Annotated in this window: 11 protein-coding genes; 3 read left to right on the top strand and 8 right to left on the bottom strand. The window is 56.2% G+C overall.

Going from position 1 to position 14,429, the window contains the following annotated elements; all coding sequences use genetic code 11:
* Positions 1-78: 78 nt before the first annotated feature.
* From ftsY to SynMITS9220_RS00040, 4 genes are read right to left on the bottom strand one after another with little or no spacing between them, the layout of a single operon-like run.
* Complete coding sequence (gene ftsY / locus SynMITS9220_RS00055; protein ID WP_186989849.1) at positions 79-1,641, bottom strand: signal recognition particle-docking protein FtsY; 1,563 nt, start codon at positions 1,639-1,641, stop codon at positions 79-81.
* Positions 1,642-1,658: 17 nt separating this feature from the next.
* Positions 1,659-2,285, bottom strand: coding sequence for a transcription antitermination factor NusB (gene nusB / locus SynMITS9220_RS00050; RefSeq protein WP_186989847.1), 627 nt, complete (start codon positions 2,283-2,285; stop codon positions 1,659-1,661).
* Positions 2,286-2,310: 25 nt separating this feature from the next.
* Positions 2,311-3,048 (bottom strand): DUF502 domain-containing protein, encoded by a 738-nt coding sequence (locus SynMITS9220_RS00045; protein WP_067093790.1) that lies wholly within the window; start codon positions 3,046-3,048, stop codon positions 2,311-2,313.
* Between the two features lie 49 nt (positions 3,049-3,097).
* Positions 3,098-3,757 carry an HpsJ family protein gene (locus tag SynMITS9220_RS00040; RefSeq protein WP_186989845.1) on the bottom strand — a complete coding sequence of 220 codons (660 nt, stop codon included), beginning with the start codon at positions 3,755-3,757 and terminating at the stop codon, positions 3,098-3,100.
* Between the two features lie 41 nt (positions 3,758-3,798).
* Here SynMITS9220_RS00040 and queG point away from each other — a divergent pair, with 41 nt between their 5' ends.
* Genes queG through SynMITS9220_RS00025 form a run of 3 tightly spaced genes read left to right on the top strand, consistent with a single transcriptional unit; the run spans position 3,799 to position 8,247 of the window.
* Positions 3,799-4,761 carry a tRNA epoxyqueuosine(34) reductase QueG gene (queG, locus tag SynMITS9220_RS00035; RefSeq protein ID WP_186989842.1) on the top strand — a complete coding sequence of 321 codons (963 nt, stop codon included), beginning with the start codon at positions 3,799-3,801 and terminating at the stop codon, positions 4,759-4,761.
* Between the two features lie 59 nt (positions 4,762-4,820).
* Positions 4,821-5,675, top strand: a complete 855-nt coding sequence (locus SynMITS9220_RS00030; protein WP_370594347.1) for a tetratricopeptide repeat protein — start codon at positions 4,821-4,823, stop codon at positions 5,673-5,675.
* 55 nt (positions 5,676-5,730) lie between these two features.
* The gene (locus SynMITS9220_RS00025) at positions 5,731-8,247 is read left to right on the top strand and encodes a DNA topoisomerase (ATP-hydrolyzing) subunit A (RefSeq protein WP_186989838.1); all 2,517 of its coding nucleotides are present in this window, start codon (positions 5,731-5,733) and stop codon (positions 8,245-8,247) included.
* A 7-nt stretch (positions 8,248-8,254) separates the two neighbouring features.
* Here the strand turns inward: SynMITS9220_RS00025 and purF are convergent, their stop codons facing one another.
* From purF to dnaN, 4 genes are all read right to left on the bottom strand, one after another.
* Positions 8,255-9,712: an amidophosphoribosyltransferase gene (gene purF, locus SynMITS9220_RS00020; protein ID WP_115125880.1), complete on the bottom strand. Its 1,458-nt coding sequence runs from the start codon at positions 9,710-9,712 to the stop codon at positions 8,255-8,257.
* A gap of 139 nt (positions 9,713-9,851) precedes the next feature.
* Positions 9,852-12,194, bottom strand: coding sequence for a phosphoribosylformylglycinamidine synthase subunit PurL (gene purL / locus SynMITS9220_RS00015; protein WP_186989836.1), 2,343 nt, complete (start codon positions 12,192-12,194; stop codon positions 9,852-9,854).
* Between the two features lie 50 nt (positions 12,195-12,244).
* Positions 12,245-13,015 (bottom strand): RNA methyltransferase, encoded by a 771-nt coding sequence (locus SynMITS9220_RS00010; RefSeq protein ID WP_186989834.1) that lies wholly within the window; start codon positions 13,013-13,015, stop codon positions 12,245-12,247.
* A gap of 2 nt (positions 13,016-13,017) precedes the next feature.
* Positions 13,018-14,184 (bottom strand): DNA polymerase III subunit beta, encoded by a 1,167-nt coding sequence (gene dnaN, locus SynMITS9220_RS00005; protein ID WP_186991645.1) that lies wholly within the window; start codon positions 14,182-14,184, stop codon positions 13,018-13,020.
* Between the last annotated feature and the right edge of the window lie 245 nt (positions 14,185-14,429).

The following is a 14,429-nucleotide window of genomic DNA, read 5'->3' as shown; positions in this document are numbered from 1 at the left end:
AACCCCTGGCAGGAACCGCAAGGTAGCAACTCTGACCGGAGAAAGCTGAAGGCTTTAGTTCCGCCTTGGGAACAACCGTCAGCGACCAGCCAGCAGTGCTTCAACAAACTCGAAACTGTTGAACGGCCGCAGATCCCTGATTCCCTCACCGGCTCCGATGAAGCGGATCGGCAACCCGGCCTCGGAAGCCACCGCCAGAGCCACTCCACCTCTGGCCGTTCCATCGAGCTTGGTGATCACCACACCGGTGAGTCCAACAGTTTTGGCAAAGGCCATCGCCTGCTTAAGACCGTTTTGTCCCTGACTGGCATCCAGTACGAGCAGGGATTCCACATGAGCTTCAGGAGCCAGACGATCCACGACGCGACGAATCTTCTCCAGTTCTTCCATCAGGTTGTGTTTCGTCTGCAGGCGACCGGCCGTGTCGACCAACACAAGATCCGTGCCCTTGGATCGGGCGGCTCCAATGGCATCGAACACCACTGCCGCCGGATCAGCGTTGGACGAAGGGTTGGCAATCACCGGCACATCACTGCGATCTCCCCAGACCTGCACCTGCTGTACGGCCGCAGCACGGAACGTGTCGGCCGCTGCGATCATCGCCGAGTAACCACTGCGGACCGCGAGGTTGGCAAGTTTGCCGAGCGTGGTGGTCTTACCCACACCGTTCACACCGACCATCAACCACACATTGAGCTGATCACGCTGAGGAGCCAGCAACTTCACGCCGCTGTTGCGCGTGGGCTGATCGAGCAGATCACGCAACTGTTCCTTGAGGAAGCGGATGCCCTCGGTGGGATCCACCACCTCCTCATTCATGCGCCGACGCAAAGCATCCAGCACCTGGTCTGTGGCCTGAACTCCAGCATCTGCGCGCAGAAGCAGCGACTCGAGGTCATCAAGCACCTCCGGAGTGAGCGGGTCATCGCCGAGGTTTTCCAGCAGACCTGTGACAAAGCCCTGACGGGTCTTCTCAAGGCCCTGTCGCAGACGACCAAGCCAATCGATCTCTTCAAGAGTGATCTGATCAGAGCGAAGACCTTGAGCGGCAAGCACCTCTGCTGACCAGGTGAAAGTTTCGTCAAACTCGCCAAGACTGGGCTCATCGGATTGATCAACGGTCTGCTGAGGCTGAACAGGCGCGGGCTTGACTTGCTCAGCAACAACAGGTGCTGGAGCCTGCTCCAACTGCTGCTGTCGTTCCTGCCGCTGGGCCGCAGCCTGCTCGAGCAGAGACAGCCCGGGGGCAGAGGGCTGTTGCTGTGAGGAAGGCTGTGGCGCATCGGGTTCCGATGCTGCAACCACAGCGTCAGGCGCAGATGGCTCGGGAGACTCAGCAACCGGTTCGGCAGTCACCGGTTCAGCCGTCACGGACTGCGTGTTCTTCTCAAGCTCCTTCTGGGCTTTCAGACGGGCATAGGCCTGCCGTGCCCACTCAAGTGGGTCATCCTCTTCCGAAGCAACGGCCTGCTCGGATTCAGCTCCAGCAGACTCCGGTTCTGACTTCGGCGATTCTTCGGCCGGTGCGGTCTGTCCTGAACTGTCCTGAGCAGTTGCAGGATCGAGAGTCTGCTCAGACTTCGATGGCTGCTCAGAAGGCTGGGGAGCCTCGGCGCTTCGATTGAACCAGTCGTAAACCATTCGAATAAAAGCAGCGCCTAAGCGGTGGCGTTCTGAAGACGCCTTAGAACCCCATTGATCATGCGACGGCCCTGTTCATCGCTGTAGCGATTGGCCAGCTCCACCGCTTCACTGCAGGCGACGGAGGCCGGCGTGTTCATCGAACGAAGATCAACCACAGCCAAGCGCAGGATGTCGCGATCAATGCGAGGCAGCCGACTGAGTCTCCAACCCTCCATGACACCGTCGAGTTGATCGTCAATATCCTGACGAGACTTCAGGACTAGCTGAATGCGGCGCATGGCTTCCTCACGAACCTGTTCCTGATCAGCAAGCGCCAAAAGACGCGGCAATTCAAGACTGGCCGACAGACCATTGAGAACTTGTTCTGCCCCTGTGAGCGTGTCGCGCAAATGGGTCCGCACAGAGGCCAGATCAGAGGAGGCAGTGCCCTCCTGCAACTCACTGTCGAGCAGCGATTGCTGAGCTTTTTCCAGATCGCCAGCGCAATGATCAAGCACCTCGCGCCAGTGCTGCATCAAGCTATCGAGTGCTTTCTGAAGCAGTGTCTCGAGATTGTCCTGCGCCGCTGAGGAACGCTCTCGTTCAGCGCACTGACCGAGCACAAACAGTGCAAGCTCACGGGAGAGGGTTCGGGTCTGCATAAAGCGGCGGGATGTCTCGAACGACTCAGGACGATGAGGGTGCCACAGATGCTCTGAGCTGAGCGATCAGACTGGAAAAACTGCGATTCACCGGTGCTTCGCGTTCATCCGGATTCACAATGCCAGCGGAAATGATGGTTCTGAACGCATCCTCAACAGAAATATCGAGTTCTCTGACTGAGGCCTCAGGGACAAGCGTGTACCAACCTGTGGTGGGATTAGGAGCCGTAGGAATAAACACGCTCAGCAAGTTCTGACCGAGATCGGACTGAAGAGACGGCCCCACCTGGCCTGTGACAAAACCAACGCTGTAAAGACCTTCGCGCGGGTACTCCACCAGCACGACGCGTCGAAAACGTCGGGAGTTATCGCGGAGAAACGTTTCCAGCAGCTGCTTGAGCGTTTTGTAAACGGAACCGGCGAGAGGAATGCGCTGCAGCGTTCCTTCTCCGAATTCCAGCAACCATCGACCAACAATGTTTCTCGCCATCAACCCAATCAAGAGGATTCCCATCAAGGGAACCGTTAGACCAAGCGCCAGGTTGATCAAATCCTGGAGCAGAGGATTGAGATTGATGAATGGATTGAACTGTTTGGGAATTGATGTGACGAACGCCAGCACAAATTTGCTGACAATCGTGGAAAGCCAAATTGTGGTGGCAAGCGGAATGACCACCAGAAGACCCGCAATCAGATCGTTCTTGAGATCATTCTGAAGCCTGGCGCTTAGCGGCAGGTCAGGTCTTGGATTGGACTGAACCAAGGAACGCCGGGGGCCTGGAGCCAACGAGTCACACCAACCTAACCAGTGGTCAGAGGACTGCGCCGAGAGCGAGCAAGACCAGCGCCACTGCCAACACAACAGCACTGATGGTGCCGCCGAAGAAACGCTGATTCATCGTGAGATCACGTTGGCGTTCCGCCTGCTGAATCTGCTCAGTCATCTGTGAGAGCTGTTTGTCTATGAATGTCTCAGCAGCCTGAATCTTGTCCTCCTCTGTGGCATCAGCTGGAAGCTGACCTGCCTGAGCCAACTGCTCGCCGAGAACCTTCACGTTCTCTGGATTCGCCGACTGTTGACGGGCCATCTCGAGCTGACCGCGCCTTTGCTCAAGGGTCTGATCGGCCTCTCCCATCAGGGATTGATTCCCTGTAATTCCAAGCGGAATCACCGCGATCATGACCACGGCGAGAACTGCGGAAATAATGCAAACGACCCAGCGAATCGGCGTGCGGAGCTGTTGCGGGTGATCCAGACGGGACCCAATCAGCATCAACAGCAAACCGACAAATCCCATCGGAGCCTGGCTCACAAGCCGTTCGATCAAAAGCTGTTGAAAAACCCCATCACTCCAGTCAGCTGCACTGAGCACCACTCCGATCTGTAATGCGAGCAGAAGCACCAAGGTGATTCCCAACCAACGCAACAAGGGCGCGGCACGCAAAGAAGAGTCTTGGGAGGGAGCTGACACGGCACGATGCCAAAAGAGTGCCCAACTTTAAGGTCAGGTTTTTGAATGTTCCAGCCAACGTTGCAGAGCTGAGCCTGGCCCTCAAACAACGGGCCGAGGAGGAGGGATTCGACCCCGTTGGCATCGCTTCACTACCAGGCAGCCAACGTTTGCAAATGCGGACTGCAGCGTTGCAGCGCTGGCTAGAAGCAGGCCACCAAGCAGACATGAAATGGATGGCGGCACCGCGTCGCCTTTCAGCAGCAAGCCTTTTGGAGGGGGCGCAAAGCATCCTGGCGGTGGGCTTGAACTATCACGTCGCTGCCGAGCGCCATCCCAACCGTTTAGCGGTCGCCCGCTACGCCTGGGGAAGGGATTATCACAGGGTTGTGAATCAGCGACTTCGACGGGTCGGTCGCTGGCTAGAAACCATTCGACCTCAGTGTCGCTGGCGCGTCTGCGTGGATGCTGAGCCACTTCTCGACAAAGCCTGGGCGGAAGAGGCAGGGCTTGGCTGGATCGGCAAACACAGCAACGTGATCCACCCCAGGAGGGGCTCATGGATGGTGATCGGCCATCTGATCACCACAGAACATCTCCAAGCCGATCAACCAGCCAAAGCACGGTGCGGTCAATGCCGCGCCTGTATCGAAGCTTGTCCAACCAGTGCGATTACAGAGCCGTTTGTGGTGGATGCACGACGCTGCATCGCTTTTCACACTCTTGAAAACCGCAATCCAGAACTGCCTGCTGCCATGGCCGAAGCCATGGGACCCTGGGTCGCTGGGTGTGACATCTGTCAGGACGTCTGCCCTTTCAATCAGGGCGCGATTCCATCCAGCGATGATCCTGATGTGCAACCGAGATCCTGGTTGCTGGACCTCCAGGCAGAGCACATCCAACGCTGGACGGACGAGGACTGGGACGAGCGGCTGCGGGGATCGGCGCTACGCCGGATCAAACCCTGGATGTGGAGACGCAATGCCGCTGCAGCGAGACCTGACAATCCCCCTAGTGTGAGCTGATTCTTGGATCAGCGATGGGAGTTCAAGCTCGTAGAGGACGGAGCTGGCATCGAGCTCTGATGATCACGATGCTGACGGGAACGCTTGGTGCTCTCAACGCTGCACCAGCGAGGGCTCTGACCCCATACGTCTACACACCCAGCGCCCAGGAGCTGGAAGGAGCCGGTGTCGGCATCGGCCGTACCGCTGCACAATTGCTGCGCCTAGGGCAACCGGAGGAAGCAGCAAGTCTTGCTGCACTAGCGGTCAGACTCCAGCCGAATGACGAACGACTGTGGTCGGTTCTGGCTGAAGCGCAGCTGCGCAGTGATCAGCTCAAAGCAGCCGCCGGCTCACTGGCCAAGGCCAAAGCACTGAAACCAGGGAAAGCCGGACTCTGGTTTGCAGAAGCATCGATTGCACTGCGCGACGAGCGTCCTGATGACGCCATCTCTCTTCTCGATGAGGGTCTACGACTAGACCCCAAAAACGCAGGTGCTTACTTTGATCTCGGCAATGCCCGCGTGATGCAGTCGGACCTGAGACAAGCTCTCAAGGCTTTTGAACAGGCCACAACCATCAAACCCAGCTTCTGGGAAGCACTGAATAATCAAGCTCTGGTGCTGTTCGAAATGGGCAACACACCCGAAGCCATCAAACGCTGGCGTTCCGTGCTGTCGATCAAACGCAACCCAGAGCCGATGCTGGCTCTGGCCGCTGCGCTCAATCAACAGAATCCTGGCGACACTGAATCGCTTGAACTGGCTCGCAAAGCGCTCGCTGAAGATCCCAACTACGTGCTTCCAGGGCATCAGGAGAATCAACTCTGGGGCTCGAAACTTCGCCAGGCGACTGACGTTCTGCTGACGACACCCAGCCTGAGAGGAGTCGTCGAACGTGCTGAAGCCAATGCAGATCCCAAATCAGCTGAGTGATTCAGAACGAAGATCTGTAGGCTAAGCGCCTTCTGCCTTCTTGATTCCGGAGCGGATGGCCGAGGAGCGCGTTCAACCGATCGCCCTGCATCAGGAGATGCAGCGCTCCTATCTCGAGTACGCGATGAGCGTGATCGTGGGTCGGGCCTTGCCGGATGTCCGCGACGGTCTCAAACCGGTTCAGCGCCGCATCCTGTACGCGATGCACGAGCTTGGGCTCACACCTGATCGCCCATATCGCAAATGCGCCCGCGTCGTCGGCGACGTTCTCGGTAAATATCACCCTCACGGTGATCAGGCGGTCTACGACGCGCTGGTCAGACAGGTCCAGACCTTTTCCAGCCGCCATCCGCTGCTGGATGGCCATGGCAACTTCGGTTCCGTGGACGATGACCCACCTGCCGCAATGCGTTACACCGAAACGCGACTGGCACCGATCGCTCATGAGGCACTGCTCGATGAGATCGGCGACGACACGGTCGATTTCGCTGCCAACTTCGATGGGTCCCAACAGGAACCGACGGTCCTGCCGGCACAGCTGCCGTTTCTGCTGCTGAACGGCTGTGCTGGCATCGCGGTGGGCATGGCCACCAGCATCCCGCCCCACAACCTCGGTGAAGTGGTTGATGGGCTGGTGGCGCTGGTGCGGAAACCGGATCTGAGCGATGAGAAATTACTGGCTCTGATCCCGGGTCCAGATTTCCCCACAGGCGGTGAAGTTTTGCTGGGCAGCGGAATCCGCGACACCTATCTGCGTGGTCGCGGCAGCATTCCGATGCGGGGCGTCGCCCACGTGGAGGAAGTGCAACCAGGAAAGGGCAAACACAAGCGCAACGCTGTGATTGTCACTGAGCTGCCCTATCAACTGAGTAAGGCTGGCTGGATCGAAAAGCTTGCTGAACAGGTCAACGACGGAAAGATCGGTGGCATTGCGGACATACGCGATGAAAGCGACCGCGAAGGCATGCGGATTGTGGTGGAACTGAGGCGAGACGCTGATACAGACACCGTTCTCAAGGACTTGCAACGCCGAACGTCTCTACAAAGCAATTTCGGAGCCATCCTGCTGGCACTGGTGGACGGTCAACCTCGGCAACTGTCACTGCGGCGAATGCTTCAGACCTTCCTGGAATATCGGGAACTGACGCTGATTCGCCGAACCAGCCATGCCCTGCGCAAAACAGAGGACCGGCTCGAGGTGGTGGAAGGCCTGATCACAGCGCTGGCTTCTTTGCAGAAAGTCATCGCCATGATTCAGGAGGCGCGCGATGCATCAACGGCCCGAGCAAGCCTGATGGTGCAACTAGATCTCAGCGAGCGACAGGCTGATGCGGTTCTGGCCATGCCCTTGCGACGGCTCACGGGGCTGGAGCAAGAGAGCCTGCGCCAGGAAGCCGATGAACTGCGAGCTGAACGGCAACGACTGAAGCTGTTGCTGGACAATCGCGAACAGCTTATGGATGCCCTGGTTCAGGAGCTCCGCCAGCTGAAAAAACGCTTTGCCACTCCTCGCCGCACACGTCTGGTGGAAGGAGGTGATCACCTGCTGGCGGAACGGGCAGCAAGCCAGCGCCCCAATGCCGAACTGCAACGCCGTCAGGCCCTCGATGCTCTGCCACCTGAATCGCGGATCCTGATCCAAACCGACGGTCAAGTGAAGGTCGTGAGCCCCCAGCTGCTCGGCCGATTGCACCTCAATGAAGCAGTCGATCTGGGCGACGAACCCTCTCCGGCACGACTGATCCTGCCGATCAACCCTGCACCTCGATTGTTGGCACTCACCGCCAGTGGTCGGATCGCACTGGTGCGCTGGGAGTTTGCCGGTCAGCAACCTGGAGGCCTGGAGCGATTCCTCCCGACAGCTTTAGAAGGCGAAACAGTGATCAACCTGCTTCGACTTCCCGCTGTTGATGACAAAGACACCAACAGGCGCTCGTCGCTTGGTCTGCTGACCACAGACGGACGCTTCAAACGACTTCCATTAGATGAAATTCAGGAGCTCTCAGGTCGCGCTGCCACCATCTTGAAACTGAAGGAAGGCGTTTCACTGCTTTCAGCAGTGATCTGCGAAGAAGGTGGAACCGTGGCTCTAGTGAGTGACATCGGTCGAATTCTCTGCCTTCCAGTTGAAGAGCAGTGCCTGCCCTTGATGGGCAAGTTGGCCCAGGGGCCAATGACCATGCGCATGCTGCCCGGAGAAAACCTTGTGGGAGCTGTCAGCCAACCCGGTGACAGCAGCAGTTCTGAATCAAACAGTTCTGAATCAAACAACAGTGGGGAGGTGCTGATCGGAACCAACAAAGGTGGTCTGATTCGCCTCTCCCTCAGTGAACTGCGCCGATGCAAACGTGGAGATCTAGGGGAAATCGCAGTGAAACTGAATGGCAATCACAAAGAAAGCGAACGACTGGTCTCAGTCTGTGAAAGCGCAGATCTGGTGGGTGTGATAACCAACAAAGGGCGCCATGCCCGCCTCGAAAACACAACAATCAGCATGGATAGCAATCAACCCACTCAGCTGAAATTCAAAGCAGAAGAAACTCTGGTTCAGCTTGTTCCTCTAATGAGCTGAATTCATTTCAAGAACTGCAGTTCCCCTCCAGCCACTCGAAGTAGTTCTCATCAATATCTCCGGTCACATAGTGACCGTCAAAACAAGACATTTCAAGGTCCTGGATATCAGTACCTTGAACGATGCTTTTCTTGAGATTATCAACGCTCTGATACACAACATGATCAGCAGCGAGCACATCTGCAATTTGATCGGTCGAACGTCCATGAGCTAGAAGCTCTGCCCTCGTGGGCATGTTGATTCCATACACATTGGGAAAACGAACAGGCGGCGCAGCCGATGTAAATGTGACCTGATTGGCTCCAGCGTCGCGCGCCATCTGCACAATTTCCCTGGATGTCGTACCACGAACAATGGAATCATCCACAATCAGAACATTCTTTCCAGCAAATTCAGTCCCCAAAGCATTGAGTTTTTGCCGTACTGATTTTTTTCTTTCCGCTTGTCCTGGCATGATGAACGTACGACCCACATAACGGTTTTTATAAAATCCTTCGCGATATTCGATCCCAAGTTGTTTTGCCACCTGCATAGCAGAAGGTCTGGCTGAATCTGGTATCGGCATCACAACATCGATATCACCAGCTGGTAATGAGTCAGAAATTGTTTTTGCAAGCAGATCGCCCATGCGAAGCCTTGTTTCGTAAACAGAAATTCCGTTCATAACGGAATCTGGCCTTGCGAGATAAACATATTCAAAAGCACAGGGCACTAGCTGGGAAGACTGCGCACATTGACGTTGGTGCAAGTTGAAATCAAAGTCAATAAAGATTGCTTCCCCAGGTTCAACATCACGAACAATTTCATAACCACTGTTTTCAATTACGAGTGATTCACTCGCCACGATCCATTCATCCCGTCCATTTTTGGCGCTTCTGCGGCCAAGAATTAATGGTCTGATGCCAAAAGGATCACGGAAAGCAAGAAGGCCGCGGCCTGAGATCAGAGCAATCGCGGCATAGGAGCCCTTGACTCTGCGATGCAACGACGACACGGCATCAAACAATTGATCGGGAGAAAGATCAGGACCCGTGAGATGGGATTGGATTTCAGTAGCAAGAACATTCACCAACATCTCCGTGTCGCTGGAGGAGTTGGTATGACGTCGGTCAATCTTGAAAAGGTCCTGTTCGAGCTGACTGGTATTGGTCAGATTGCCATTGTGAACAAAGGTGATTCCATACGGAGCGTTGACATAAAAAGGCTGGACTTCATCTTCAGCTGCTGCAGCTCCACTGGTGGCGTAACGAACATGGCCAAGACCAACATTGCCAAGAAGTTTGCGCATATCGCGCGTTCGGAATGCTTCACGAACCCGTCCACGTTGTTTGTGGACGTGAAATGTATAGTTATCCATCGTGACAATTCCTGCAGAATCCTGTCCACGATGCTGAAGCAGAAGAAGATTGTCATAGATCTGCTGATTAACAGAATCAACAGAAAACACCCCGATAATTCCACACATAATTACGACTCGCTCACAAAGTTATTCAGTGAATCAAATATGATCATTGAATTCATAAATAAATCATCGATATGATTAACTCGAAAGCCAAACAAGGCGGGAAACAAAATCATTTCAATTTTAGCAAAGCGACACATGGTCATTCAGCAAGCTCCCCATTGCCATCAATTCTTCGCGGTAATGAACTGCTGTAGACATCACGACACTGCTCAATCTCCAGATTCAGACAAAGGTGATGATCAACACGAACCTGCAGGCAAGGCTGTTCGGTGACAACACCAATCCGAGTGATTGGCAGATCGTCCTGCTCAGCTAACAGCGCTTCCCATGGACCCATGCGATCTGCCTTGACCGACACCACGATCCGACTCCCACCTTCCGCAAACAGAACACGATCCAAACGCACACCCTGAACACTGAGGTCGATCTCGATTCCCAACCCCGAAGCAATCGAAGATTCCGCCAAAGCCACGCAGAGACCGCCATCGCTGCAATCATGAGCTGAGCCCAGCAGACCGCGAGTAATCGCCTCACGCACAAGACTGCCAACCTTGTCTTCCATCGGAAGATCAGGCAAAGGTGGTCGACCAGCCAAAGACCCTGTAATCAGCTGTTGATAGGCACTACCTGCCAAGCCCAGAGAGAGAGCCTCGACGTCATCAGGGCCGACACCAATCAGGTAAATGGAATCCTGAGCCTGTCGCCATCCCAGACCAATCACGGTCGCGATGTCGTCGACACCACCCACCATGCCGATCACAGGCGTGGGGTGGATCGGCTGCAGGGTGCCGTCATCTTTTTTGATCTCGTTGTAGAGCGAGACATTGCCACCAGTCACCGGGGTGTTGAGAGCTCTGCAGGCATCCGAGATACCGCGGCATGCCTTCGCAAGCTGCCAGTAGCCCTTGGGGGTTTCAGGCGAAGGAAAATTGAGATTGTCGGTGACAGCGAGAGGTTGAGCACCCACACAACTCAGATTGCGTGCAGCTTCAGCAACAGCTGCCTGGGCACCCCGTTCAGGATCCAAAGCAACCCAACGATTGGGACAATCCACCGTGGCAGCCACTCCCTTGGTTGAAGCATCCAGCGATCCTTCACCCTGTTGCGGCCGAAGTCTGACCACCGCTGCGTCTGCGGATCCAGACGACACCACGGTGTTCGCCAAAACCTGCTGGTCGTACTGACGATGCACCCAGCGTTTGCTTGCAATCGTTGGATCATCCAACAAGCGCAGAAGACTCTGACTCCAGTCATGGTCTTGGCTTGGGAGGGGAAGATCCGCTTCTGACCAACGCCACAGCTCCTGAATGTCAGCAGGAGGTTCGCTGAGCAAATCATGGTGATTGATCGGCGTGTCTTCCGCCAAAGCCCTCGAGGGGACCTCAGCAGCCACAACGCCTGCCTGAAGCACGCGAACCACAGGATCAGCTAGGACGCGACCCACGACAGCCGCCTGCAGACCCCAGCGGCGGAAACGCTCCATCAGAGGCTCTTCGCGGCCAGCACGCACCACGAACAGCATGCGCTCCTGCGATTCAGACAACAGGTATTCGTAGGCGGTCATGCCCTGCTCCCGCGCAGGAACTTTGTCGAGATCCAGCTCAATGCCCAGATCTCCTTTAGCTGCCATTTCCGAACAACTGCAGGTAAGACCAGCAGCCCCCATGTCTTGAGCGGCGACCACATCACCGCTCTGGAATGCTTCCAGACAGGCTTCAATCAACCCCTTTTCCAGAAACGGATCTCCCACCTGCACAGCGGGACGGTCATCCAGAGAAGCGGAACTCAGCTCAGCACTGGCAAAACTGGCACCACCCATGCCATCACGACCGGTGGTGCTGCCCACATAAACCACGGGGTTACCAACTCCAGAAGCCCCGGACTTCACAATGTCGTCGGTCTCCATCAGACCGAGGGCCATCGCATTGACCAGAGGATTGCCGCTGTAAGAGGGATCAAAAGCCACTTCACCCCCCACGGTGGGCACACCCACGCAATTGCCGTAATGGGCAATGCCAGCCACCACGCCCTGCATCAATCCAACATTGGCGGGATCATCCAGGGGGCCGAAACGCAAGGCATTCAGCAGAGCGATCGGACGAGCACCCATGGTGAAAATGTCGCGGAGGATTCCACCAACACCTGTCGCAGCACCCTGAAAGGGTTCGACTGCCGAGGGGTGATTGTGGCTTTCGATCTTGAACGCGAGGCGATGGCCTCCGCCAAGATCCACCACACCGGCGTTTTCACCGGGACCCACCAGGATGCGAGGTCCCTCTGTTGGAAAACCACTGAGCAGCGGTCTGGAGTTGCGGTAACAGCAGTGCTCTGACCACATCACCCCAAACATGCCGAGTTCAGCCCGGTTGGGGTCTCGCCCCAGGCGACGTTGAATCTCGACGTAATCCTGCTGCGTGAGCCCTTCCTGGCGGAGGGCGGCCGCGACATCAAACGTCTCAGCCGCAGAAGAAGACTGGACCACAGTCAACAGGTCATCTGCTCCCAGTGTTGCCGACAGCCCGACCGTGCCAATCAGATCCAGGGATCTCCATCTCGTTCTCCGGGCCGTCGGTTCTGCATGGCCGGCTCTCGATCAATCCAGTCGTCGTCATGCCAATCCTCCAGTGGATCTGAATCCATGGGTTGGGGACGATCATCAGGCTCGTTGAGATCACGGCGAGAGGGGTAGTCGTCCCAGGGAGGTTCCTCCAACCACCCCTCAAGCCGTTCACCGGCACGATCACCAAACTGTTGCAACTGCTCCCGCCAGTGACGAGAGCGACGAACGAAATCCTGACGAACGCTGGCGCGCGCCTCGGGAAGATCATCCAGATCACGAAGACCAGTGGAGACCAACCCAGGCTGCTGGTCGACAATGCGATCAGGCGTGAGCCGCCAGCGGCTGCTTCCTGGCAGACGTGGATCGCTGCGAGACACCAGATAGTGCAGGATCTCTCCTGTTGAAGGAACAAAGGCGAGGTCTGCAACCTGGCCAAGGCGCTCTCCAGCGACATCGAGCAAGTCGGCATCCAGCAGGGTGGGAAGCCGCTCAAGGGTGAGCTGATCAATCTCTGAAGGAACCCCTTTCACAAACACCTGCTGATCATCGAGACCACGACACTGATCAAGTCTCCAGACAGTGCGGGAGTTACGCAGAGCGGAAGGACGACTCACCCAGCCCAACAGGCGATGCACCGGAGGATGCATCCAGGCCATCACCCCAATGCCGTGATCAAGTCCCTGATCACAACGCACACGGTGCCTGAGTAGATCGCTGAGCAGCAGTGGGTCAGGCAGCGTCAAGGTCAGGAACGAATCTGAACAGGCATCACCAGATAGGTGAGGCCTGAAGCATCATCTGATGGTGAAAGGATGGCTGGGGTTGTCGGGGCATTGCACTGCAGGCGAACGCGTTCCGAATCCATCGCTTTCAAACCATCAAGCACATAACGCACATTGAATGCGATCTGCACAGGGTCACCTTCTATCTGAGCCGATAGGGACTCGGAACCACTGCCAACATCCTGAGCATCCGCACTGATCTGAACCAGACCCTTGTCAGGATCACTGCCGATGCGAACAACATTGTTGTGCTGATCAGCCAAAACAGCGATGCGTTCGAGTGAAGCCACGAAGGCCCGACGATCAAGATCAAGCGTGCGATTGAACGAATCAGGAATGAGCTGGCGGTAATTCGGGTAGGTGCCCTCAAGGGTGCGACTGGTCACCATCTGATCAGCGGCCAGAACCACAACCTGACCGCTTTCGCAAAACAGACTCACAGCATCTGTTCCTTTCCATCCCGCCATCAGCCGTTCCACTTCCCTCAGGGAACGGGCCGGAAGGGTGACAGCAAGGCCAGGCTCTTGCGAAGCCTCCTGATCAGAGAGAGCAAGAGGGTCCTGCAGTGCGTCATCAACACTGAGCACTGCCAGACGATGACCATCCGTGGAAGCAGCCTCAAGGCTGGTGCGATCAAAACGGAGATGCACCCCTGTGAGCAGCTGCTTGGCTTCGTCGGAACTGCTGGCAAACAGCGTGCTGCGCAGTGCTTTCACCAGAGCTGCTGGATCCAGTTTGAGCGCTGTGCCGTTCTCGACCAGAGGCAGCTCCGGGAAATCATCCGCAGGCATGCCGCGCATCTGGTAGCTGCCACTCAAGCTGGTGAGTTCAACCTGTTCTCCGGCTTCATCGGTGACAAGAGTGATGGGCGAATCGCTGGAAAGACGCGAAACGATCTCACCAAACAGTCGCGCTGGCAGCGTGACCGCACCACTGGTTTCAACGGTCGCAGCCAGGGACGTCTGAATGCCCAGATTGAGGTCAAAACCAGTGAGGCTCAACCGATCAGTGCCGGCATCCGCGGTCAGCAACACGTTGGCAAGTACCGGATGGGTCGGTCTTGCTGCAACCGCCCTGCTGACCAATTGCAGCGCAGCGTTGAGTTCCGTTTGGGAACAAACCAGTTTCATGGCGACGTTGTCCGCTGCAAGGCCTGAGGTCACCCACGGTTTCACAGGGACGCACGAAGCGCAATGGTCCAAACGAACTTGTCGTTCTTGCTGCTTACTGGCTGTTTAAATCTTTTAGAAAAAACTAAAACAGCCGTAGTAGGGCCTGTGGAAACCGTGGAAAACCATCAAGTCCCTTCCTGACCAGCTCTTTTCTGATCACACAGGCCTGGGGAATCTTTTTGCGCTGATGAGGAGAAACAGCT

Origin of the sequence: Synechococcus sp. MIT S9220 (genome assembly GCF_014304815.1) — a bacterium.
Classification (GTDB): domain Bacteria; phylum Cyanobacteriota; class Cyanobacteriia; order PCC-6307; family Cyanobiaceae; genus Synechococcus_C.
This window is presented reverse-complemented; position numbering and strand designations above follow the sequence as displayed.